The organism is Rhizobium phaseoli, from assembly GCF_003985125.1.
Classification (GTDB): Bacteria; Pseudomonadota; Alphaproteobacteria; order Rhizobiales; family Rhizobiaceae; genus Rhizobium; species Rhizobium phaseoli.
Genome location: NZ_ML133565.1, coordinates 1 through 24,214 on the forward strand (window position 1 = coordinate 1; position 24,214 = coordinate 24,214).

General features: G+C 58.6%; 13 protein-coding genes and 1 pseudogene. 8 read left to right on the forward strand and 6 right to left on the reverse strand.

Going from position 1 to position 24,214, the window contains the following annotated elements; genetic code table 11:
* Nucleotides 1-204: 204 nt before the first annotated feature.
* The 3 genes and pseudogenes from tnpB (at nucleotide 205) to EFD56_RS33655 (ending at nucleotide 2,569) form a co-directional block, all read left to right on the forward strand.
* A complete protein-coding gene (tnpB, locus tag EFD56_RS00005; RefSeq protein ID WP_126904381.1) occupies nucleotides 205-528 on the forward strand; it encodes an IS66 family insertion sequence element accessory protein TnpB in 324 nt (107 codons plus the stop codon).
* A 67-nt stretch (nucleotides 529-595) separates the two neighbouring features.
* Nucleotides 596-2,139: pseudogene (tnpC, locus tag EFD56_RS00010) on the forward strand (IS66 family transposase).
* A 97-nt stretch (nucleotides 2,140-2,236) separates the two neighbouring features.
* Complete coding sequence (locus EFD56_RS33655) at nucleotides 2,237-2,569, forward strand: CPCC family cysteine-rich protein (protein WP_126904382.1); 333 nt, start codon at nucleotides 2,237-2,239, stop codon at nucleotides 2,567-2,569.
* Here EFD56_RS33655 and EFD56_RS00020 read toward each other — a convergent pair.
* From EFD56_RS00020 to EFD56_RS33445, 5 genes are all read right to left on the reverse strand, one after another.
* On the reverse strand, nucleotides 2,520-3,413 hold the full coding sequence (locus EFD56_RS00020) for a GIY-YIG nuclease family protein (protein ID WP_245440520.1): 894 nt from the start codon (nucleotides 3,411-3,413) through the stop codon (nucleotides 2,520-2,522). The genes EFD56_RS33655 and EFD56_RS00020 overlap by 50 nt on opposite strands.
* Before the next feature lie 103 nt (nucleotides 3,414-3,516).
* Nucleotides 3,517-4,380, reverse strand: a complete 864-nt coding sequence (locus EFD56_RS00025) for a PGN_0703 family putative restriction endonuclease (RefSeq protein WP_126904383.1) — start codon at nucleotides 4,378-4,380, stop codon at nucleotides 3,517-3,519.
* A 90-nt stretch (nucleotides 4,381-4,470) separates the two neighbouring features.
* Complete coding sequence (locus EFD56_RS00030) at nucleotides 4,471-5,196, reverse strand: DUF2726 domain-containing protein (protein WP_126904384.1); 726 nt, start codon at nucleotides 5,194-5,196, stop codon at nucleotides 4,471-4,473.
* Between the two features lie 214 nt (nucleotides 5,197-5,410).
* Entirely contained in the window at nucleotides 5,411-5,671 is a 261-nt protein-coding gene (locus EFD56_RS33440) for a transposase (RefSeq protein ID WP_281040027.1), read from the reverse strand.
* Nucleotides 5,672-5,725: 54 nt separating this feature from the next.
* Nucleotides 5,726-6,127 (reverse strand): IS5 family transposase, encoded by a 402-nt coding sequence (locus EFD56_RS33445; RefSeq protein ID WP_281040028.1) that lies wholly within the window; start codon nucleotides 6,125-6,127, stop codon nucleotides 5,726-5,728.
* A 672-nt stretch (nucleotides 6,128-6,799) separates the two neighbouring features.
* On the opposite strand from EFD56_RS33445, the gene EFD56_RS00040 reads away from it, so the two are divergent.
* From EFD56_RS00040 to EFD56_RS32900, 5 genes are all read left to right on the forward strand, one after another.
* Complete coding sequence (locus EFD56_RS00040) at nucleotides 6,800-8,971, forward strand: peptidase domain-containing ABC transporter (RefSeq protein ID WP_164736810.1); 2,172 nt, start codon at nucleotides 6,800-6,802, stop codon at nucleotides 8,969-8,971.
* Nucleotides 8,968-10,413: an HlyD family type I secretion periplasmic adaptor subunit gene (locus EFD56_RS00045; RefSeq protein ID WP_126904385.1), complete on the forward strand. Its 1,446-nt coding sequence runs from the start codon at nucleotides 8,968-8,970 to the stop codon at nucleotides 10,411-10,413. Before EFD56_RS00040 ends, EFD56_RS00045 begins: the two co-directional genes overlap by 4 nt.
* A gap of 83 nt (nucleotides 10,414-10,496) precedes the next feature.
* Nucleotides 10,497-11,087, forward strand: a complete 591-nt coding sequence (locus tag EFD56_RS00050; protein WP_126904386.1) for a hypothetical protein — start codon at nucleotides 10,497-10,499, stop codon at nucleotides 11,085-11,087.
* Complete coding sequence (locus EFD56_RS00055) at nucleotides 11,087-11,419, forward strand: hypothetical protein (protein WP_037118365.1); 333 nt, start codon at nucleotides 11,087-11,089, stop codon at nucleotides 11,417-11,419. Before EFD56_RS00050 ends, EFD56_RS00055 begins: the two co-directional genes overlap by 1 nt.
* Nucleotides 11,420-13,368: 1,949 nt before the next feature.
* Complete coding sequence (locus EFD56_RS32900; RefSeq protein ID WP_206513403.1) at nucleotides 13,369-23,073, forward strand: beta strand repeat-containing protein; 9,705 nt, start codon at nucleotides 13,369-13,371, stop codon at nucleotides 23,071-23,073.
* A 234-nt stretch (nucleotides 23,074-23,307) separates the two neighbouring features.
* Here the strand turns inward: EFD56_RS32900 and EFD56_RS00075 are convergent, their stop codons facing one another.
* Entirely contained in the window at nucleotides 23,308-24,165 is an 858-nt protein-coding gene (locus EFD56_RS00075) for a LysR family transcriptional regulator (protein WP_126904387.1), read from the reverse strand.
* Nucleotides 24,166-24,214 lie beyond the last annotated feature (49 nt).

The window sequence follows — 24,214 nt, forward strand, 5'->3', positions numbered from 1 at the left end:
TCTTGCCAGCATCGCTGATACGTCGATTACCAGGCTGGAGCAGTTGCTTCCGTGGAATTGGACGCCGCCGACCGTCAACGCTCAAGCGGCCTGACCTGCGGCCTTCACCGGAGGCTTACGCTGCAAGGGCGGCCGTGTCTTGAAGGTCGAGGCCAATATAGCGCCTGACGTCCTGAAAGCGCTGATCCGCTCGGTGGAAGACGCATGATTGCGCCAGGCGCAAATGTGCGCGTTTATCTCGCCTGCGGCGTGACGGACATGCGCAAGGGGATCGATGGGCTTCGCCAGAAGCCCACGTCCGGTTCGGTGTTTGCGTTCCGAGGCCGTCGCGGTGATCGCATCAAGCTTTTGTTTTGGGATGGCCAGGGGTTTTGCCTCTACTACAAGGTCCTGGAGAAGGGCCGCTTTCCCTGGCCGTCTGCGACCGATGGCACTGCCCGGCTAACATCGGCGCAGCTATCAATGCTGTGGGAGGGTATCGACTGGCGACGTCCGGCCTGGACATCTGCACCGACACGGGTGGTGTAGAACAGACGTCAATCTTTACAGATAGATAGGTGGCGATCTAACGCCAAATCAGATATAGATTTTGGGCATGGAAACGAGCCACTCGATCCTACCTGATGATGTCGATGCGTTGCGAGCCATTATCGCAGAGCAGGCAGATCAACTGGCTGAACAGGCTCGAAAGCTCCAATCCCGTGACACCCTGATCGACAAATTGAAGGCGCAGCTTGCGGTTCTCAAACGAGCACGGTTCGGCTCGTCGTCCGAGAAGATGGACCGCGCCATTGAACAGCTCGAACTGGCCTTGGAAGATATCGAGACGACCGAGGCAGAAGCCATGCCTCCGGCATCACCGTCGACTGCCGGTGCGGCAAAAGCCAAGCCGAGCCGCCAGCCACTGCCCGATCATCTGCCGCGCCATGACGTGACGCACCAGGCAACGTGCTCATGCCCGGTCTGTGGCGGCTCCGACTTCATCCGTGCAGGCGAGACTGTCAGCGAGGTTCTCGACTACGTCCCGGCCTCGTTCCGTGTCGTGCGTCATATCCAGCCGCGGTTCACCTGCAAGGGCTGTGATACGCAGGTGCCGAGATGCCGTCACTGCCCATCGAACGCGGCAAGCCGGGACCGGGTCTGGTCGCCCATGTGCTGATCGCCAAATACTGCGATCACCTGCCGCTCTATCGCCAATCTGAGATTTACGCGCGGGAAGGCGTCGATCTTTCGCGCTCGACCATGGCGGACTGGATCGGCAAGGCCAGCACCTTGCTGGAGCCGCTGCTGATCAAGCTTCGGGAGCATGTGTTCGCAGGCCATCGACTTCATGGCGACGACACGCCCGTTCCGGTGCTGGAGCCCGGCAAGGGCAAGACCAGAACCGGCCGGTTGTGGACCTATGTTCGCGACGGCCGTCCCCATGGCGACACGACACCACCGGCCGTCTGCTACTTCTTCAGTCCGGATCGCAAGGGACTGCATCCCAGGCAGCATCTGGCCACCTTCTCCGGCGTGCTGCATGCCGACGGCTATGCGGGCTTCCGTGACCTCTATGAACCACACAAACCAGGCGGCCCGCCGGCCATTCTCGAAGCCGCCTGCTGGGCGCATGCAAGACGCAAGTTCTTCGACCTGACGACGTCAGGCAAAGCGCCAATTGCCGAGGAAGCGCTGCGGCGGATAGGTGAACTCTACGATATAGAGAAGGCGGTCCGTGGGGAGTCACCAGACATGCGGAAAGCTGCGCGGCAGGAAAGAGCCAAGCCCAGGGTCGAAGCCCTGCAGTCCTGGCTGGACGACAACCTCAAACGCCTGCCGCAAAAATCCGGCACAGCGGAAGCGATCCGATATGCGCTTTCCCGTTGGAAATCGCTTTGCCGTTTCCTTGATGATGGCAGTATCGAGATCGACAACAATGCTGCCGAACGGGCAATCCGGCCGATTGCGCTCGGACGCAAGAACTGGCTGTTCGCGGGATCGGACAAAGGCGGCGAACGCGCTGCCGCGATCCTATCGCTGATCGAGACAGCAAAGCTCAACGGCCTCGATCCGGAAGCTTACCTGCGGGATGTGCTCACCCGCATCGCCGATCACCCCATCAACAGGGTCGATGAACTCCTGCCGTGGAACCTATAAATTCCTTCGCATCTGGCTTGAAGGGACGCTTACCCTGTTGCAGCACGCGTGATGATGCAAATATCATGATCTTGATCGCGATAGGTTACGGGTGCCCATGAACCTTCAACTTTGCCTATGTTGCAAACTCCCGACCTTAGAACAACGAAACAGGTTCGACGTATGTGTCGTCTGTTTTTGGGAGGACGATAGCCAAGACGATCCCCATGCCGATGAAGTTTGGCATGGACCGAACGGGGATTATTCGCTGGCTCGCGCACGCCAAAATTTCGCAAACCACTACCATATGTACGATGCCGGGAAGGGCATTCCCGAAGTCGAGTTTCCGAGTGCCGCGAGGAAGCGTTTGTTGGAATATGTTCAATCAAACTCCACACAGATTAAAGGTGCGAAACTGGCGGCATTGATCGAGGATTGGTACGAGCGGTGAATTGGAGCGCCGGTTTTGCGCCTTCAGCTCGAAAAAGAAGGCTCACCGGACGCTTACGTTCTGTCCGGCATGCAGCTTCTACAAACGGAAGCGCGTATTTGACATCGGGAGCGCTCGAAATGCGGATTTCGTCCTTCAATCGCCCCCATCCGTGCGTCTCGGGTATCTTTCGCACTTTCTCTTCAACGTCCACCAAGCTGGTCTCCGGCAGGCGCATCAGGATTGCCCTTCGCTGGACCTTAATCTCCAGAAAGTTCGTCCCGCCCGAAACCTTGTAGGCGATGCGTTGCCGAGACGTGACGACCTCGCCCGAACGCAAGCGGCCATCAATCGCCAGTATGTGGTCACGGAGCTCACGCAGAAGCGGCTGCCTGACTGCGTCGGCGTAGGCAATGTGATCCTCGAAAGAGGCCGTGCCTTCCGGCGTTCCTTGCCTTCTCCTCTGTGGTCCTACGGAAGGTTTACGCGGGACAAGATCGATGTCGCCTGTGGTCACAGTATCAGCCATCGGAGCGCTGGGTTCCTGTACAGCTGGTTTCTCCGGACGAAGTCCGACTGAGGCGGCAACTTCATTGAGGATATCAATCGCGAAACTGAGACTGACCTGAAAGAATTCACGGTCCGAACCGGACCGATGCTCCGCCAACCTCTGATGGATCAACCGTTCCGCCCGATGACAATCCGTCACCCGTCTGGACAACAGCACTTCGAAGTTTTGAGGCACTCCCGTCGCTGACGAGATCTCGGCGGCCCTTTCTTCGGGCGTCCGAGTCGTCATTCCGATCTTATACTGGTTTGCGCGATAGGCTGGATTGAATAGGATGTATATGTGCCCTTCAGTCAAGACTTCCTCCCATTTCAGGAATTTACAACGGCTAGCGGGTTCCTCGGTCCTAGGTTCCAACGCACCTCTGGGTGTCGGTCCGTCAATTTCGCCAGTGGCTAGGCTAGCTCGAAGGTGAACCCATTGCTGCCGTAGCAATCTTGTGATCGACCCATGCAGCAAGGCCGTTCCAGAGTTCTCGGTCGAGGCCGACTTGGCAAGCGATCGCAATGATCTGCTGGTATGAGACGGGCGTGATCGCAGATTGGCCCGCGAGACTGGGATCCATCAGACCCCGCTTCGCCTTCCGCGCCGTCGGGAAACTGGGGTGATCGGCAAAGACTGCGAGAGCAGTTCCTTGAAGATGGCGGTGCTTGCCGAGCGCTGCCGCCAGCACGGCGTTGCGCATCCACTGATAGGCATCTCCCTTAAAAGGGCAGGGCGTATGGTCAACACCCGTATCGAGAGCGAAGACCGTTGGGATATATTCCCAGTAACGAATGCCCTTGCCTGTAAGAGCACACTGTGAGCGCACGCCGTTGCCCGGGTTGATCTGATCGACGTAGCTTCCGTTGCATTGGCGCTCGCCAAAGCCTGACACCGCGGTTTGGCTACATTGTCCTCCGGGTTCGGTGAACTTGCACTCGATGACGAGTGCTGCCGCGGAGCCGATAGCAAGTGCATCGACTTGCGTCGGCCTCGGTTCCCCCAGAAGCCGATCAGTATCGGTCCACTCGAGTGTTATCGCCCATGGACCACCCGGCGCCACTCCCACACGCTCGGCGATGGCGTCGAAAATGCGGTCGCGATCTGTGCTCGTTTTGAGTGTGCCGAACACATCGATTGCAATGGCTTGCGACGAATGCACCTTATAGGCCTGAATTCGGTTGGTTCGGTCACGATGCCAGGGAAACGTCTCCCAGTCCTCGATCGCTCCGTGACTGGCCGGAAATAGATTTTCGCGGACTGCCTGGAAATCGGAGATCATCTTGGGTGCGCCTCAATTCCATCAAGCCAAGAAGATGGTTTCCTCCAATCGAAGAGGCTCAACCTTGCAGGCATTGGTGATGGGGTCGCGTTAGGTGACACTCGGCTTGTCCACCAGCTTCTCGACCAATCGCCTGAGTTCCGACGGGGTCGTTTGGCCAGCCACCACCTCGTGGTAGCCAATTCCGGCGCGTCGCAACGCCTCTTTCTTTACGGCGTCGCGCGCGGCCGCTGCGCCTTGATGATGCGCTCCGCCTTGGTATTCGATGACATGCCGCGGTCGGCAGTTGCTGTCCACGAGCAGTAAGTCGACACGCTTGGAATTGATGCAACTGTAGGCGTCTGGGTCGGCACTTCGCAGGATCTCGCCCAGTGAAACCTGAGCCATCACCTGCCAGGACGAATTGCAGCCGATCACCACACTGTCGAGTTCCCGAAACACCCGGGCTTCGCTCTTGTTCAGTAATGGTTGGATGGTGAACTTCGAGCGCATCACGATACGCAGTTGATCCGTGGCATCGATTGGCCGCAATGGCTGAGCAGCTGGGGTCTGAAGCCAGGGGCCTTGTATGACGCGCTCGTTCCAGCGCCTTTCCTCCGATTGCGACCTGTTTCTCTCTCGCCACGCCAGTCTGCTCGTCGCGGTTAGGTACTGCTCAACGGCCATGCCGATGATAATACCCACGAACAGCGCGGCGATTAGCAGTTCGGGCTTTTCAAAGTCTGCAATGGTTATGCCGCCCGAAGCGCCGGCTGCGGCAGCTCCGATGATCAGCCAAGGTGCTGCGAACAGCACCGACCTCTGGCGATATTGCATGCCCCTCTCCGGATTTCCCGCCAAGATAGTATGACGCTTTTACGGGGCGCGGAAAGTTATCCAAAAGAATGAGGTTTCACACGCCGCAAACCTCCACCCGATGATCGGTTTCCTGTTTCCGAGGGATGGTTCTAGCGACTAGCGGGCATCCGCTTTAGCCAGGATTCCTTCATCGCTGGCACAGCGAAAGCTTTAGGCTGCAGGGACAATTTAATCATTTGAGCCAGAGCATGATGGCGGCGATTTTGATGAATCCCATGAAGTTGGCGGCGACTTTGTCGTAGCGCGTTGCGATTCGCCGCCACTGCTTGAGCTTTGCAAAGAAGCTCTCGATCCCCCAGCGGGCCTTGTAGGCGATGCGGTCGTAGGCATGCTGATACTTTCGCTGACGGCGTGGTGGAATGACCGGTTCGCCACCTTGTTCGAGAATAATGTCATGCAGGCTGTCGGCGTCATAGGCGCGGTCGGCGAGCACCTGCTTGGCCGGCAGCCCCCGGACGAGATCGCACCGGCAAGCCGAGCGCATCGACTACTGCATGGATCTTGCTGCCAAATCCCCCGCCGGAACGGCCGAGAGCCTGGGCTTGCGGTCCCCCCTTTTTCGGCGTCCGCCTGCCGCTTGCGCTTGTGCCCGGATCACCGTGGCGTCGATGGACAACCGCTCCATATCCGGATCGATCGCGACGGCTTCGAAAATCTTGTCGAAGATGCCCTGTTCGATCCAGCGATAGTAGCGCCGTTTGATCGTCTGATAGGGGCCGAAGCGGTCTTCCGGCAGATCACGCCAGCGCGCGCCCGACCGGGCGAGCCACAACACCGCATCGAAGAACCGGCGTCCGTCACTACGCGGACCGCGCCGGCCTTTGCGACCGCCGGGCACTAACGGCTTCAGCCGCTCCCATTGATCGTCTCGAAGAACCTCACCATCCATCGCCAACCTCCAAAAGTCAGCGTTGAATCTGATTTGCTCCCAAAACGGAATCCCAAATCATTAATTTGTCACTACAGCCTAGAGTCAGTGCCAAGCCTGTTGCCATGGTGTTCACGCTCTGGGCTAAAAAGATCGCATAATGGATCGAAGGGAACTGGCTCGGCGAGCAGAAAAGCACTTCGATTAAAATCGTCCAGAACGCTCGACAGGCGGATGCCACCTACCGTAAGACGTCATGAAGACTTATCCACCAGGCGGGGCTTCGTTTCTCTGAGGGCCAGAGCCCGGCTTTCGCGCCTTAAGCGCTTAATGGCTGACCCTCATGTGTCGGCATAGTTAAGTGAGCTGTATTGCACGGTTTCGAAAATATACTATATTACATCTGCACATATATCGTTAACGCAATTGATAATGTGCGTAATTTATAATGGTATACTCCATTGGTTCCCGTGTTATTGCTGAATCCGCCAAATTTTTATTTTAGCTTAATATTACTATACGCGATGAGTTCCGAAGCTCGGCGCTCACGAAGTAAAACGGCCGGAGATGCGACAAAATTGCACATGGCGTTTCTTGCGAGACCCCAATACCAAAAGCGAGTGCGGGGGCGCATAAGCAACACGCTATAGGAGAGATCGCTCTCCTTGGCTCGGCTAAGGAAATGACCTCCGCATGGGCAGCTTTGATGCTGGTATCGCCACTGCTCCGGCACAGCCGCTCGATAGCGGCCTGCGCGCGCTGTGCGGGATCGCAGCCTTCTATAGGATTGCAGCCGACCCCAACCACCTCCACCATGAATTGTCACTTGGCAGAGGGGTGGCGAGCGAGCGTGAAATCCTGCGCGCCGCAGCGGCAATCGGGCTGAGGGCGCGAGCGACCGTTAATCTCACCGAGGCGCGGCTGAAAACCCTGCCAGTGCCCGCTATCGTTCGCCTCTCCGAGGGAACCTTTGCCGTTCTGGGTGGCCCCACGGCGTCGGGCCTCTATAGGCTTGTCGATCCGGTCACGCGCGCCGATCGTGAACTCGGCGCCAGCGAGCTTCTCCGCGAGTGCGGCGGGTCCGCGATCCTTGTCGCCCGAAAGCTTGGAGGTGCGGGAGCAGATCCCAGGACCTTCGGCCTGAAGTGGTTTCTTCCGTCGCTGTGGCGGTACCGCAAACCGCTGGCGCATGTGCTTGTCGCCTCGCTCTTCGTCCAGATCTTCGCGCTGGTGACGCCATTGTTCTTCCAGGTGGTGGTCGACAAGGTCCTGACGCACAAAGGCTATTCGACGCTTTTCGTCCTCGTCGCCGGCATTGCGATCATCGGGCTCTTCGACGTCGTGCTGCAGTATCTGCGGACCTATGCACTTTCCCACACCACCAACCGCATCGACGTCGAACTCGGACAACGGCTTTTCCGGCACCTGCTTCGCCTGCCGCTCGACTATTTCGAGACCCGGTCCGCTGGACAGACGGTCGCCCGGGTAAGAGAGCTCGAGACGATTAGGAATTTCCTGACGGGGCAGGGGCTTTTCGCCGCGATTGATCTGGTCTTTGCGATCGTGTTCCTCTGCATCCTTTGGCTCTATTCCTGGAGCCTGACATTGATCGTTCTCGGCTCGATCCCGCTCTACGCCGTTGTCGGAATTCTCGTCCGCCCGCCCCTCCGTGAAATGATCAAGGAGAAGTTTAATCGCGGCGCGGTCAGCCAGCAGCTCTTAGTCGAGGCGATTATCGGCATTCAGACCGTGAAATCGGCAGCGGTTGAACCCGTCATGCAGGCGCAGTGGGAAGAAAAGCTCGCCGCCTATGTGAAAACCGCGTTTCGGACGACGCTTCTTGGCGCCGGCGGTCAGAACGTCATCCAGTATATCAGCAAGCTTTCGAGCGCGCTGCTGCTGCTCTTTGGCGCGCGGGCGGTGATCAATGGCGACCTGTCTGTCGGTTCGCTGGTCGCTTTCAATATGATCGCCGGTCAGGCGACGGGACCGGTTCTGCGGCTGTCGCAGCTGTGGCAGGATTTCCAGCAGGTTCAGATTTCGATCGACCGGCTCGGCGATATCCTCAACACGCCGATGGAGCGCGCTCCCGCCACACGCCTCACTCTTCCTCCGCCGCGGGGATCGATCGAGTTTCGCAATGTGACGTTTCGGTACAGGCCGGGCAGTCAGGATATTCTCAAGAGGATCAACCTGCACATCAGACCGGGCGAAGTCGTCGGCATCGTCGGCGCGTCAGGATCCGGAAAATCGACGCTCACGAAACTCATCCAGCGCCTCTATCTCGCCAACGAAGGCCAGGTCCTGCTCGACGGGATGGATATATCGCAGACGGATCCAGCCTGGCTCCGTAGTCATATCGGCGTGGTCCTGCAGGAAAATCTCCTCTTCAACAGAACGATCCATGAGAACATCTCGCTTGCCAATCCGGCATTGCCGCGAGCGCAGGTCATGACGGTGGCCAGACTTTCGGGCGCTGACGAGTTCATATCTAGGCTGCCTCAGGGATATGACACTCTGATCGAGGAGCGGGGCGCCAATCTCTCGGGCGGCCAGCGCCAGCGCATCGCGATTGCCCGGGCGCTCGCCACCAATCCGCCGCTCCTGATTTTCGATGAAGCGACTAGTGCGCTCGACTACGAGAGCGAGCGGGTGGTGCAGGAAAACATGCGCCACATCGTCCAGGGGCGTACAGTCATCATTATTGCCCATCGCCTTGCCGCGGTCAGAAACTGCCACCGGATCATCGGCATGGCGGACGGGCATATCGTCGAGATGGGTACGCATGAAGAGCTGCTCCGCAAATCAGATGGCCTTTTCGCTAGGCTCTGGGCTTTGCAGAACGATGCGAGGGTCTGCGCATGAACGCGACGAACAGGAGCACCCTTGCCCTGCCAGGCCGGTCGCGGACCCGATCGGATCATGAGTTTCTGGCCCCGGCACTTGAGGTTCTCGAAACGCCGCCATCCCCAGTCGGCACCGCCCTCATCGTGATCATTTGCCTGCTGGCAACGATCGCCCTGGCATGGGCTTATATCGGCAGGATCGACATCATCGCGACTGCGCAGGGCAAGATTCAACCGGTTGGCCGGGTCAAGGTCGTCCAGCCGCTCTATGGCGGCAAGGTCGTGGTTCTGCCGCCTCCCAATGGAACCGAAGTGCATCGCGGCGACGTATTGTTCCAACTCGATTCTGCCGAAGCGATTGCCGACGAACGAGATGCCGAAACCGCGCTTGCGTCTGTCCATGCCGAAGCTACGCGTCGGCGCGAGGCGCTTGTTGCTGCGGCTGCAGCGGATGATCCCCGCGGTGCTCGTATTGACTGGGCAGCAGACGTGCCCGAGAAGCTTCGCAAGCGGGAGGACGCCATCCTCGCCAGCGAACTTGGCCAGCTTGATGCATCGCTGACGTCATTGCGTTCCCAAGTGCGCCAGAAGGAAGGGGAGCGCAACCATCTCCACGATACACTCGACGAGCAGGCGTCGCTCGTTGATACGCTGCAGCAGCGGGTTGCAATGCGGAGTACTCTCGTTGGTGAGAATGCAGGGCCAGTTGCCGGCGTCATCGACGCGACCGAAACCTTAAAGACGCAGCGAACACAGTTTGCAATCCAAAAGGGCCAACTTGCTGACGCCGTGGCAGGCATCGATGTCCTCAAGGCCGAGATCGAGAAGACCCGCAGCACGTTCGTCAGCGATCAGACCGAAAAACTGGGTGATGCCGAGCGTCAGGCTGAAGATCTGGAACAGCGCCTCGCAAAGAGCCGCGCCGAACTGGCACAGATGACCGTGCGCAGCCCAATCGACGGTGTCGTTCAGGCTTCAGTGATTTCGACCGAGGGCCAGGTGGTGACGGCCGGGGAGGAGGTTCTGAGGATCGTTCCGGCAGGAGCCATGCTAGAGCTCGAGGTCTACGTTCCTAATCGGGATATCGGCTTCGTTCATGTTGGCCAGCCGGTGGTGGTGAAACTGGATGCATTCCCGTTCACGCAGTACGGCACAGTTCCTGCGACGATCGTCAAGATTGCCACCGATGCAATCCCAGAGCCGGATGCTGAGCGCCGTGAGGAAGACACCGCTGCCGCGCTTCAGACATCGCTGTTTGGGGGTGCCGAGCGGACACAGAACCTGGTTTTTGCGGTGACGCTGAAACTCGAGCAAAATGCGATGCCGGCGGATGGCGCAGATGTTTCGCTTTCGCCGGGAATGTCGGCAACGGCCGAGGTCAGAACCGGTTCGAGGCGGATACTGGCCTATGTGTTATCGCCTCTCGTTGAGGTGGCAAGCGAAGCGATGAAGGAGCGATGATTTGATAAATGCGATGCGCCCTCGCAGCAACCGAGGTGGTCGGCATTTTCCGTCGTCTCATCATATCGGTGGAGGACCCGAGCGTGAACGGTGATTTTGTACCTGTAAGCCCGCTTTCCCCGATCGGGCCCATCCCCATCCTCTTGTTTCTGATCTTCCTGTTTTTAATAGGTCGAATTCTGCTTCGACGAAGCGTAATTGGCTTGGAAGGCGTTTTCGCGATTCTGATGGTCGCGGTGACAATTTCATCTCTCGCGTTGTTTCACCGATTTCGAACCCCTGACTATCTGCTCATCTTCTTGGTTACGCAGATTGTAATCGCTTTGACCTTCTTCCCCATCGCCTGGTGGATGGCCCGCCGCGCCAAGGTGACTGACGAGGGCTTTTTTTACAGACTCAGCAAAGTCCCAGTTGAAAGGAATATAAATAGCGCATCGGTGGCGGCTGCGGTAATGATAGCCGCATGTTTCGTCATATACATATCAGACTATAGATTGACGACACCCTGCGACAATATGAAGTGCTACACGATAGACTTTTTTATAGGATCTAGGGAAAGCGGATTCTTTAATCTGTACATGGCAAACACGCTGACATCCATATTCTTTATTTCGTTTTTTGTGCACCTATACAACATCTATCGCAAGACGGTAAAAGATCGCGAGAACTCCTGATGAATACACTCAGTGTCACATTCAGTTTCAATGACCTCAAGAATGAGTTCGATCAATTCAACAAAGAAGTTGGCAGAGCGGCATTTGCTGTTCAGTCATTCATGGCCTACACGATCTCGGCAACTTACGCTGCGCACCACCAAGCAATTGACATCCTTTCCCATGACAACCAATCGGCTCTGAATCGGTCTGTGGGAATATACGTCGACGACAGCATCGCGCTCTCCGCTGGCCGCCTCGCGGTCGGGCGGCGGAAGCGTCAGCCGCAGAACATCCAGAAATGTCGCTGTTTACTGGTGCCGAGCGCACTCAGAATCTCGTCATCGCGGTGACACTGAAGCCTGAACGAAATGCGGAGCGACCGGATGGCGCAGATGTTCCGCTCTCGCCCGGAATGTCCGCGACGGCTGAGGTCAAGACCGGTTCGAGGCGGATCCTTGGTCATGTGTTTTCCCCTCCGGTCGAAGTGGCAAGCCGGACGCTGAAGGAACGGTGAGTATGTTTCAGCGTCAGCGGACGATCGTAAATCTGATGTTCGAGCGAACTACATGCACCGGAAACCAGTGGGCGAATCTGGATAGCTCGTCGATTTGAACCTTTCGCAATGCGGACCCAGAAATGGTGCCCATTTCCCAGAACACTTGTTCCGCAACGGAATCTAGCAGATTTAAGTAATGGTTGAGCAATGGAATTGAATTCAAAATCGCACGAAAAGCCAAGCAGCAAAAGCACTGTTTTCGCTTTTAGGTTCCCAATTGTGGTATCCTTGCTGCAATCGCTAATGTTTCAGATATTGATTCTATGGACGAATATAGAAATACTGAAAATACTAATATTGTACTGGTTTTTGTCAGCATGTTTGGTGGTTTATTCTCTGATTTTTGGGGCAGTGTTATTATTGCGCGGCAAATGGTCTACATTGTTTTTAACTCCAATCACAATTCTGGCGATCTGCGGATTAGCCTTGACGCCTGGGCAAATTGCCGAGGGGGTGCTTAGAGGCTACGCCCAATATATTGAGGCGAGCGGAAAATGTTCGCCTACCGCTGCCCCTCTCGCAGCTAATCAAGCGTCGTTATGTTTTTCCAGAGATACCATCGACGGTTCTTACAAATTCCTGATTTATGATCCTACGGACAACGTCCTGCGTCCTCGAGAGAAGCAGGATGGTTACTGGAGAGATCAACTTGAGCGAGGGTCTCTAGGAGGGGTCCTAGTGGACTGCCATTCCTCGCCTGAACAATTTGCCACCCACGTCTACTTTCTTGACTGCCCCTACCTCTGAGGTCGCAAAATGCAAAACACCTTTTACGTCAAAGACATAAACCATAATTTGGTGCCGGCTAAGTATCTGGAGGTGGATGGTCTGCCTGTCTACAATCAAAATCTTTTGCTTGATAGACCAAGACTTAGTCAGGTGAATATAATCTATGATGCCAATGGTGTTGTGTTGCCTGAACAGAATATTACCGACCGTCTGATCGTTCCTGAAAACTATAATATTCAAGCCGCGATTGATTTTGGAAGAATGATTTCCGGCAACCCTCCATTGCCGACGGACGCTCTCAGTGGAGGGTTTTCTTCGTCACCTTCCCCCGAACTCACAATGGCAGGTGCTTTTTGGGAAGGCGGTTCTCAAGATCTGCAGCGAACATATCTCGGAATTAATGGGGAAATTGTGAGGGGTGGACCATTCGTCCAGGCGTTTGTCGATGCAGCCTCTTTCCACTTAGGCCTCGTATCGTACTTTGCCGGGGTTCCGCTGCACGACACCTTATGGGGAGGCGGCGCTTTGAATCGCCTTGCCGCCTTAACGAATTCGAAGATAGACCTAAGTGGCGACGAGTTTGGCAACACCCCCGCCAATGCCGTATCCATTCCATTGGGCTATCAACTGGGCCAATATCTGGATAACGCTTCCGATGAGCATTTCTTTAGCGGATTTTTGTCTCCATCACTTCCAACGATCAATGTAGCGCCTTTCGATATGTCTCCGGGAGATAGCGACGGCCTTGTTTTCATTGGCGATGTAACTTCGAATGGAAACAGCGAAGGCTTCCTCGGCGGCATCCCGTTACCTTCAAGCAATCCTGTAGATCCGTCAGAGAGTTACTTCACAGATCCCGCCAACTTCGACTTCAGCAGTGTGGGATATACACCGAAATCTTGGGATTACTTCTATCAGGATGATTGGACCTACAGCAGCGAGTCGGATGACAATAGTCCTTCGGCGTCGCGATCCGATCCCTTTTCGAGTGGACAAGGGTCGCATGAGTATGAAGTGAGCTACGACAACAGGGACGATAGTAGCCGCGACGCTGCCGATCCCGATAGCGGTTCGCTTGGTGGCGTGAGCTACAACAACTCCGGCGGGCAGCATAATGTAAGTATCAACACCGGGCCGAGCTACTATGACCCGGGCGGCTTCTTCCCGAATGTCGATGGTGATCTTGACGACGATTATTCCGACGATGACGACGACGACAGTGACGACGACGAACCCGTCGTCCTCGATCTCGACGGCAATGGTATCAAGCTGACGCAGCAGACGTCGTCGATCACCTATTTCGACATGGCCGGCGACGGCAAGCAGCACCTGACGGCCTGGGCGGCGGCCGGCGATGGTGTGCTTGCGATCGACGCGAACGGCGACGGCAAGATCGACCAGAAAAGCGAGATCGATTTTACCGCGTGGGACACGACCGCCACGACCGACATGCAGGCGCTGCGTGATGTCTTCGACACCAACCACAACGGAAAGCTCGACGCCGGCGACAGCCGTTTTGCCGATTTCAAGGTTGTCGTGACGCAGGCCGATGGAACGCAACAGCTGAAGAGCCTTGCCGATCTCGGCATCACGTCGATCGACCTGATTTCGAACAATCAGACGACAGAGCAGCCCGATGGATCCAAAATCAGCGGTACGGCGGCATTCTCGCGAGCAAACGGCTCGACCGGAACGGCCGCGGACGTGTCGCTCGCCTTTGACAAGACCGGCGTCGTGACCTCGACTTCGACCACGCATCTCGCCGATGGATCGACCATGATCGATACCAAGGCCAGCGGCACCGATGGCGCGCTGCAGTCGGAGCGCATTCTGGCGACTTCGGCGGACGGGTTGGGCCGCACGCTGACGATCGACATCGACGGCGACGGCATCATCGATCAGCGGCAGACGGATGTGACGGTGATTGGAAGCGATGGCAGCCGCTCCGAAACGCTTTCCGATTTCGGCAATGGCGGGACGATCCTGACCGACAGCATGACGACGGCGACCAGCGCTGATGGAAAGCTTGTTACGATATCGAGAGACCAGACTGGCGGCGGCCACACGACGCAGCGGGAGACGGATGCGACCGCCGCAGACGGCACTCTGACCGTCACGGTCACGGACCTCAACGCCGACGGTTCCGAAAAGGATCGGACGACCACTATCACCAGTGCCGATGGTCTTTCGAAGACCCAGAACTCGGATTCGACCGGGCGCGGCATCGTTGATGGGACCACGGCCGACATGATTTCCGTCGCCGGCGATGGCACGCGGACCGAAGATGTCAGCGACTACGCGGGCACGAGTTCTGCCAGCAGCAGCCGTATCGACGAGACCGTAACGGTGACGAGCGGCGATGGCCGAAGCAAGACCATCACCTCCGATCTCGATGGCGACGGACATGTCGATCAGCGTGCCTCAAACGTGATCGTCGTCAATGCCAACGGCACATCGACGGCAACACAGACCAGGCGCGGCGGCGATGGCTCGCTGCTCAGCGAGACCGTGACGGCGTTGAGCGCCGATTCCCTGGTGCGCGCCACGAGTACCGATGCCGATGGCGACGGCACTTTCGAAGAGAAAAGCCAGGACAGCACGGTGATTGCGGCCGATAGCGGCCGTGTCGAGACCGTTACGGATACCAACGCTGATCTATCGCTGCGTGATCGCACGGTCACCGCCTGGAGCGCCGATGGGCGAACCAGGACGATCGAGACCGACACGAATGGCGACGGTGGTTACGATTCCGTCGAAACCATCGCGGTTGCCGGCAACGGAACAATCACGGATACGCTTTCGGACTTCAATCCGGCGGGGACGATCCTGTCGAACCGGACGGTCACGGTGACGTCGGCCGACGGGTTGTCGAAGAATGTGCGCACCGACGAGGACGGCGATGGCGATTTCGACAAGCAGGCCGATACGGCAATCGTCATCAATGCCGACGGCTCGTCAACCACAACGCTGATCAACTGGAACGGCGCACACAGCATCCAGACCGGCAAGGCCGTAACAACGGTCAGCGTGGATGGAAAAAGCACGACGGTCGATCGATACCTCGGATCCTCCAGCGCAAAGGATAGTTCGGAACAGGACACGACGGTCCTGAACGCCGACGGATCGCAAACTCGTACCGTCATCGACACTGCGGGGTCGTCGTCGGCGCCGGTCAGCAAGACGGTGACGGCAACAAGTGCCGATCATCTGAACATCACGACCAGCACCTATCTCGACCAGTTTTCCAATCCGGAACAGGTCAGCGCCCAGATCACCGCAGCCGACGGCAGCGAAACGACCACTTCCTCGACCTACAGCGCTGACGGAAAGCATCTGCTTGAGTCTTCGGTGACGTCGACGAGCGCCGATCGCCTGACCTCGCTTGTCACGACCGACAGCGACGGAGACGGCGATGCCGACCAGCAAAAGAGCGATGTTACGGTGCTCAACGCGGACGGAAGCCATGTGGAGACTGTTTCGGATTACGCCGGGACGAGCTCCGCGGCTGCCAATCACGTCGATAGCCGTGTGACGACAACAAGCGCCAACCGCCGGCAGATCACTGTCCAGTTCGACCTCGATGGCGACGGGACCTTCGATCGCGTTGCAAGCGACGTGACGGCTTTTTCCGCCGACGGATCGCAAGCCGAGACAGTCTCCGACTATGCCGGGAACAGCACCACCCTCATCGATCGGACAACGATTACGACAAGCCATAGCGGCTATGACAAAATCACGACTGTCGATGCCGACGGCGACGGCCAGGTCGATACGACGACCACTGACATAATAACGCTCAATTCCGATGGATCGACGACCGAGACCATCACCATTGCCAATGGTGCGACACTCAGAAGCCGGCTCGTCACCAAAGAGCAGGCGGACGGCAAGACCAAGACGATCACAACCGATGCTAACGGTGATGGAGGCTTCGACACCGTCGAGTCCGTCACGGTTTCTGCCGACGGGAGTACCGTCGACAGCGTCTCGACCTTCAGTCCTGATGGGACCGTTCTCGAAAAGCGCGTCGTCACGACGACGTCGGCCGACGGCCTGATCAAGACCGTCGCAACGGACGCCGACGGCGATGGCGATTTTGACAGCCGGTCGGTAACCTCGAGCGCGACCAATACCGACGGATCTACGACAGTCACATCCACCCAGACGAACGGCGACGGGAGCGTGCAGACAGGAAAGACTGTCAAGACGATCAGTGCCGATGGCCAGACGCTGACGACCGACACCTATATTGGCAGCGATTCTTCCGTCGACAAGACCGTTCAGGAGGTCCGTACGCGCAACGCGGACGGCAGTATTCTCGATGTTGAGGACGGGGTTGCCGGCGTCAATCGCCTCAAATACGTCCACACTCTGACGACAGCGAGCGCCGATGGAAGAAGCAGCACTAGCGACCTGTCGAACGGTATCCCGCCGACCAATGCCCAGACGACGGTCAGCTCGGTCAACGCCGACGGCTCCAAGGTAACGATCGTCGAAACCTACGGCATCAATAACCCGGTCGCCTTCAATGAAATCAAGACGACCACGATCAGCGCCGATGGATTGACGAAGACCGTCAAGAACGATTTCACCAATAGCGACAATACCGAGTCTTACAGCGAGACGATGTTCGACGGGACGGTCCTGAATGCGGACGGCTCGCGCACGGAAACGCTGCGGGACACGAACACGACGGGCCAGGTGATCGATCAGGTCATCAAAACCACCTCCGCCAACGGCGATCTCGTCACCCAGCAATGGAGCGGCAATCACACCTGGGCCACAACTGCGCTCACCGTCCACAATAGCGACGGTAGCACCACGACGACAACCAGCGCCGGCACCGCGATATCAGGCTCGGCTGTCACCGGATTGGTCGATCAGCAAGTGCAGACGGTTTCGGCAGATGGCTTGATTACGAACACCGTGACCACCCTTCTAACGAAAACGGCAAAGTCCGACATCTCGATCCGGAATGTCGACGGCAGCAAGACGGAAACCGTCCAACTCTCGAATACTGTCACCGGCCATCTGCTGCGTTCGGAGACGATCGCAGACAGCGCTGACGGCCTGTCGCATACGGAGAGCCGCGACAGCGATGGCGACGGCGTTGCCGATCGCAGCGAAACGACTGTGACGGCCGGCAATGGCGTCAGGACGACGACGATCTCCAATTTCAATGCCGACGGCAGCCTCAAGGATCGCTCGACGACGTCAGTCAGCGCGAACGGTCTGGAGACCGATTACAGTTTCGATTCGGACGGGGACGGCGTGACCGATCGCCGGCGAACGGATGTTACCGTTCTCAACCCGGACGGCAGCCGTACCGAGACCATTACCGATCTCGCCCCTGACGGTATTGCCGTCCTCGACAAGGTGACCAGCACCACGAGCGCCGACGGGCTGAGCAAGACACAACTCTCTCAGCTCGACGCAGCCGGGCGCGTCTCGGAATCACAGATCGACAACACGACCGTCGATGCCAATGGGGAATTGGTCGAGACCAATACAACGTATTACAGCGACGGGACCAAGCGAAGCGGCTTTGTCCGGATCACAAGCGCCGACGGCCTCGAGATTGTCACCGACTTCGATCACGATGGCGACGGCGTCATCGACGAAAGCCAGCTGTTCAACACCGATGCGGCAGGAAACACCTATCAGTCGCTCGATTATCCTACGGGCAAGTCGTGGCGCACGGGTGCGGCGGACAGTTCGGCCGACGGTTTCGTCATCAACGTGGATGACGATGGGCGCAGCACTGATGTCACGATCCTGTCGCCGGACACGCCGTCCGATCCAACGAGCGCGCCGACCGATCTCGGCGACGAATTCATATCGGTCGCCGCCGAGGCGAACGGCTCTTATAGCTGGGAAGCGGTTTCGACAACCGGTTCGGTCACCGCCTATGTCCGGCACGGGATCGATCCCGATGGCATCGATACCATCACCTGGTCGAATGTGCGTGGTCTCAGCGGATCGGCGCAGATCGAAATGACCGAGGAAAACCTCGACGTCGCCGAGATGCAGCGGATCTACGATGTCGTCTTCGACCGCGACATGCAGAACTCCGAGCGCGAGCAACTCGGGACCTACCTGACCCAGGGCGCCCTCAACGCAACGCAACTTGCGACCGACCTCATTGCAAGCGCAGCCTTCACGTCGAACTACGGGACCTTGTCGAATGTCGGCTTCGTCGAAGTGCTCTATCAGAATGCCTATGGACGCAATGCATCCGTCAGCGAGATGCAAACGTGGCTCGGCAAACTGAGTTCCGGCAGCATTACGCGGGCGGCCTTGGTACTAGCGATTTCGGAGAGTGCGGAACATCAGGTCGTCGGCAATGACCACATCACGACCAATGTGACCTCTGGCAAATACCTGCATTCGACCGACAAGGCCGCGGCGACCGAAACCGTCGATCGTCTCTATCGCGTCCTGCTCGGCCGCGATCCGTCGGCAAGTGAAGCGGCGTCGAAGGCAACCGCCATCACCGGCGGTACCGAAACCCAGTTCCAAGTCGCCAATGACATTCTGGCCTCCTCGGCTTTCACGACGCTCTACGGCGGCCTGTCAACGGCAGATCTCGTCAATCAGCTCTTCATCAATGCTCTTGGTAGGGCGCCGACCGCGTTGGAGGCCTCTTTCTGGACGTCAGCACTCGGATCCGGCACCACCAAGGCTGACTTCGCGGTCGCTCTTGCGGTCAATCAGTCCTATCTGTCATCGACGACGGGGAATGGCATCGACGTTGTCGGCACCGCCGGCAACGATATTCTGACGGGCGGGACCGGCGACGATACGATCGATGGCGCGGCCGGCAGCGATGTGATTCTTGGCTTCGCTGGTAATGATACAATTGTCGGGGGAGCGGGTGCCGATACGATGATCGGCGGCACGGGCGACGACATCTATGTCGTCGACAATGCCGGCGATGTGGTGACAGAGAATGCCGGCGAGGGCACCGACACGGTGAAGACGGCGCTGGCGTCGTACACGCTTGGTGCCAATGTCGAGAACCTTGTCTCTACCGGGACGGCGGCCTTTGCCGGCACCGGCAACGAGCTTGCCAATGCGATCACGGGTGGAGTGGGCGCCGATACGCTCGACGGCGGAGCGGGTGCGGACACGCTGACGGGCGGGGCGGGCAACGACATCTATGTGGTCGACAATATCGGCGACGTGGTGGTGGAGGTCGCAAGTGCCGGCACCGACACGATCAAGACGACGCTGAACAGCTATTCTCTGGCGTCGCTCGCCAATGTCGAGAACCTGACCTTCACCGGCACGGGCGACTTCACCGGGGCAGGCAATGCCGCGGTCAACGTCATCACCGGTGGAGCCGGCAATGACATCCTCGACGGTGGCGCAGGCGCCGACACGCTGGTCGGCGGTGCGGGCAACGACATCTATATCGTCGACAATACTGGTGATGTGGTGACGGAAGCCGCAAGTGCGGGAACCGACACGATCGAGACGGCACTTGCCAGCTACTCGCTGGCAGCACTCGCCAATGTCGAGAACCTGACCTATACCGGCACGGCCGCCTTCACCGGCACCGGCAATACATTGGCGAACGTCATATCAGGCGGGTCCGGCAACGACACGCTCGATGGCGGCGCTGGCGCCGACACGCTGATCGGCGGCACTGGCGACGACACCTATATCGTCGACAATGCCGGCGACGTGATCACCGAGAATGCCGGCGAGGGCACCGACACCGTCAAGACGGCACTCGCCTCTTACACGCTGGCCGCCAATGTCGAAACCCTGGTCTATACCGGGACCGGAACAGCAGTCTTTGCCGGCACGGGCAATGCGCTCGATAATGCCATCACCGGCGGTGCGAATGCCGATACGTTGTCTGGCGCCTCCGGCAATGACACGCTTGATGGCGGCGCTGGCGCCGACCACCTGATCGGCGGCACGGGCGACGATACCTACATCGTCGATAATGCCAGCGATGTGATCACCGAGAATGCCGGTGAAGGCACCGACACGATCAGAACGAACCTTGCGACCTATTCGCTGGCCGCGCTCGGCAATGTCGAGAACCTGACCTACACCGGGACCGTTGCCTTCACTGGCACCGGCAATGCCGCAGCGAACGCCATTGCGGGCGGCGCCGGCAACGATACGCTTGATGGCGGCGCAGGTGCCGACACGCTCTCGGGCGGCGCTGGCAACGACATCTACATCGTCGACGATGCGGGCGACGTGGTGGTAGAGGCGGCCGGCGGCGGAACCGACCTCGTCAAGACGGTGCTTGCCTCCTATACGCTTGGCGCCAATGTCGAGAACCTCACCTATACCGGATCGTCGGCCTTTGCCGGCACCGGCAACGAGCTCGACAATGCGATCACGGGTGGGGCTGGTGCCGATACGCTCTCGGGCGGCGCCGGCAATGATACGCTCGACGGTGGGGCAGGTGCCGATACACTGATCGGCGGCTTGGGCGACGACACCTATATCGTCGACAATGCCGGTGATGTCGTCTCCGAGAATGCCGGCGAGGGCACCGATACGGTCAAGACCTCACTGACCACCTACACGCTGGGCGCCAATGTCGAGAACCTGACCTATACCGGCACGGCCGCCTTCACCGGGTCAGGCAATGCGCTCGACAACATCATCACCGGCGGGACCGGCGCCGATCACCTGGCAGGCGGTCTCGGCAACGACACCTACATCGTCGACAATGCCGGCGATGTGGTCACCGAGAATGTCGGCGAGGGCACCGACACGGTCAGGACCGCGCTTGCCTCCTACACGCTGGCTGCCAATGTCGAGAACCTGGTCTATACGGGTGCTGCAGCCTTTGCCGGGACCGGCAACGGCCTCGACAACATGATCACGAGTGGTGCAGGCGCAGACACGCTGACCGGCGGCGCCGGCAATGATACGCTCGACGGCGGTGTTGGCGCCGACCACCTGATCGGCGGCACCGGCGACGATACCTATATCGTCGACAATGCCAGCGATGTCGTCACCGAGAATGCCGGCGAGGGCACCGACACGATCAGAACGAGCCTGGCGACCTATTCGCTGGCCTCGCTCGCCAATGTCGAGAACCTGACCTACACCGGCACGGCGGCCTTCACCGGCACAGGCAACGCGTCGGCCAACGTCATCACTGGCAGTTCGGGCAATGACACGCTCGACGGCGGAGCAGGTGCCGACACGCTGATCGGTGGCACCGGTGACGACACCTATGTCGTCGACAATGCCGGTGACATCGTCGTCGAGAACATCGGCGAGGGCATGGACACCATCAAGACATCGCTTGCGAGCTATACCCTCGGGGCGAATGTCGAGTTCCTCACCTATACCGGGACTGCCGCCTTCACAGGGACGGGAAATGAGCTCAGCAACACGCTGACGGGCGGCACGGGCGCCGACACGCTTGTCGGCGGCGGCGGTGATGATTTCCTCGACGGTGGAACAGGCGCCGATCACCTGATCGGCGGCATCGGCGACGATGACTATGTGGTCGACAATGTTGGCGATGTGGTGACGGAGAATGCCGGTGAGGGAAGCGATACGATCTTTACAACGCTCGCGACTTACTCATTGGCAAATGTCGCCAATGTTGAAAACCTGACCTATACAGGAACAGCGGCATTTACGGGTACCGGGAACGCGTTAAACAACGTCATCAGAGGTGGTGACGGTGCCAACATCCTGGATGGCGGTGCCGGCGACGATACCTTGATGGGGGGCTACGGCAATGACACGTTCATCGTCGACAGCCTGAACGACGTCATCATCGAAAATGCCGGAGCCGGAACCGACACGATCAAGACGGCGCTTGCCAGCTACTCGCTGGCCGCAATCAGCAACGTCGAGAACCTCACCTACACGGGCACTGCTGACTTCACGGGGACGGGCAACGAGCTTGCCAATATAATTACGGGTGGGGTTGGCAACGATGTCCTGGATGGGGGAGCCGGCGTCGATACGCTTGTCGGTGGTGCGGGCAATGATACCTACATGGTCGACAATGTCAGCGATGTGGTCACCGAAGCTGCCAACGCCGGGATTGATACGATCAAGACGGCGCTCGCCAGCTATAGTCTGGCCTCGCTCACGAATGTCGAAAACCTTGTCCACACCGGGTCTTCTGACTTCGCGGGAACGGGCAACGCATCGGCGAACGCGATCATCGGAGGGGCTGGCAATGACACGCTCGATGGTGGAACCGGCGCAGATACGCTGACAGGCGGCACCGGAAATGACATCTATGTCGTCGACAATGTCGGTGACCTGGTGGTCGAGAATGCCGGCGAGGGGACCGACACAGTCAAGACCTCGCTGGCGAGCTACACACTCGGGGCGAATGTCGAAAACCTCATCTACACCGGGACAGCGGCGTTCACAGGAACTGGCAATTCGCTCGACAACGTCATCACCGGCGGCAGCGGTGCAAATCGGCTGTCAGGTGGCGGGGGTGACGACATCTTGATCGGCGGCGCGGCTGCGGACACATTCGTCTATGATGCCAACGGTGGGATAGACACGATCGTGGGCTTTGTCGCTTCCGGATCTGCCCACGACGTGCTCGCTGTCGATAGCTCGGTCTTTGCCGACTGGGCGCATCTCTTGGCGGCCTCCACACAATCGGGCAGCGACGTTATCATCACGGCAGACGCCGATGACAAAATCATCCTCAAGAACGTGACGGTTGCGAGCCTCCAACCAGCGAATGTGCAGTTCGTGTGATCGCCTCCATGGCTCGTCCGGTACCCACCGGGCGAGCCCACATTTTTTCACGTTGGACAGGTGAGTGTTTTGACTTCTTGGGACTATGGTTTCGCAGGACGGTGCTTCGGGCCGGTATCGACGGAAGAATTGAGAGCCTTGATTACGCAGAGGTCGCTTCCCCGAGTGGCCAGCGTGACCCTGGGCGAGGTTCTGGGCGCGAAGAGTCGTGCGGAACGAAGGAAATGATCTGCGTCAGACGGGCTCGTGAGCCTGCTCGCGGAGCCATGCGCAGAGCTGCCTGGGCGCGAGACGCGGATCGTCGGCGCGCATCAGCGCAAAATGCCAGGCGGGCCCGCTCAGCACGTAAGAGAACGGCGCGATCAGCAATCCCTTTTCCAGAAGCGGCCGAAACAACACCGGCGACAGCAGCGCCACGCCGACGCCGGCCAGTGCCGCATTAGCGTCCAACTCGTGCGTAGGATAATCGATCGCCACGAATCGCAGAGCCCGCGATAGCTCGCACCGGGCGCCCCTGAACCACGCATGCCAATCCGGATGAGGCAAAAGCTCGAAATCGGCAAGCGCATCCGGCAGGATCACGGTCCGCGTTGCCAATAGAGAGGGCGCCAGCATTGGCGTCACTTCAACGGGGACAAGCGGATATTCTTCAAGCCCTTGCCATCCTCCACGACCGGTCCTTATGGCAACGTCGAACGCACTGGGATCGCGGACATCTGCGGAGACATCGACCTCGATGGGGGATGTTCCTGCGGAGGGATATCGTGCCAGACGTGGCGCAAGCCAGCGGGACGCGAATGTCGGAGGCGCGGTCAAACGGAGCGGTGGGATGGTTGCCTGAAATTCGTCGATCGCGCCGGCGACGTTCTCCAGCGCCGCGCGAACTCGAGCAGCCAGCAGAGCGGCGGCAGGCGTTGGGACAACTGGTCGAGCCGCTCGCTCGAAGAGCGGCTGGCCAAGTTCGGCCTCCAATGTGCGGATACGAAGGCTGACGGCCGCGGGTGTCAGGCATAACTGTTCGGCCGCACGGGCGAAGCTACCGGTGGAAACACACGCTTCCAATATGCGCAAAGACTCCAACGGCAACCGCATGATCTCTTCTCTTTTGATTAATTTTTCTTGTGATGGTCACAAGCAATGC

Coding starts and splice junctions, on each gene's coding strand:
- EFD56_RS00055 (WP_037118365.1), top strand. CDS start 11,087: ATGAATACACTCAGTGTCACATTCAGTTTCAATGACCTCAAGAATGAG.
- EFD56_RS00025 (WP_126904383.1), bottom strand. CDS start 4,380: ATGATCTCCGATTTCCAGGCAGTCCGCGAAAATCTATTTCCGGCCAGT.
- EFD56_RS00040 (WP_164736810.1), top strand. CDS start 6,800: ATGGGCAGCTTTGATGCTGGTATCGCCACTGCTCCGGCACAGCCGCTC.
- EFD56_RS00075 (WP_126904387.1), bottom strand. CDS start 24,165: ATGCGGTTGCCGTTGGAGTCTTTGCGCATATTGGAAGCGTGTGTTTCC.
- EFD56_RS00030 (WP_126904384.1), bottom strand. CDS start 5,196: ATGCAATATCGCCAGAGGTCGGTGCTGTTCGCAGCACCTTGGCTGATC.
- EFD56_RS33655 (WP_126904382.1), top strand. CDS start 2,237: ATGAACCTTCAACTTTGCCTATGTTGCAAACTCCCGACCTTAGAACAA.
- EFD56_RS33445 (WP_281040028.1), bottom strand. CDS start 6,127: ATGGATGGTGAGGTTCTTCGAGACGATCAATGGGAGCGGCTGAAGCCG.
- EFD56_RS00045 (WP_126904385.1), top strand. CDS start 8,968: ATGAACGCGACGAACAGGAGCACCCTTGCCCTGCCAGGCCGGTCGCGG.
- tnpB (WP_126904381.1), top strand. CDS start 205: ATGATTGCGCCAGGCGCAAATGTGCGCGTTTATCTCGCCTGCGGCGTG.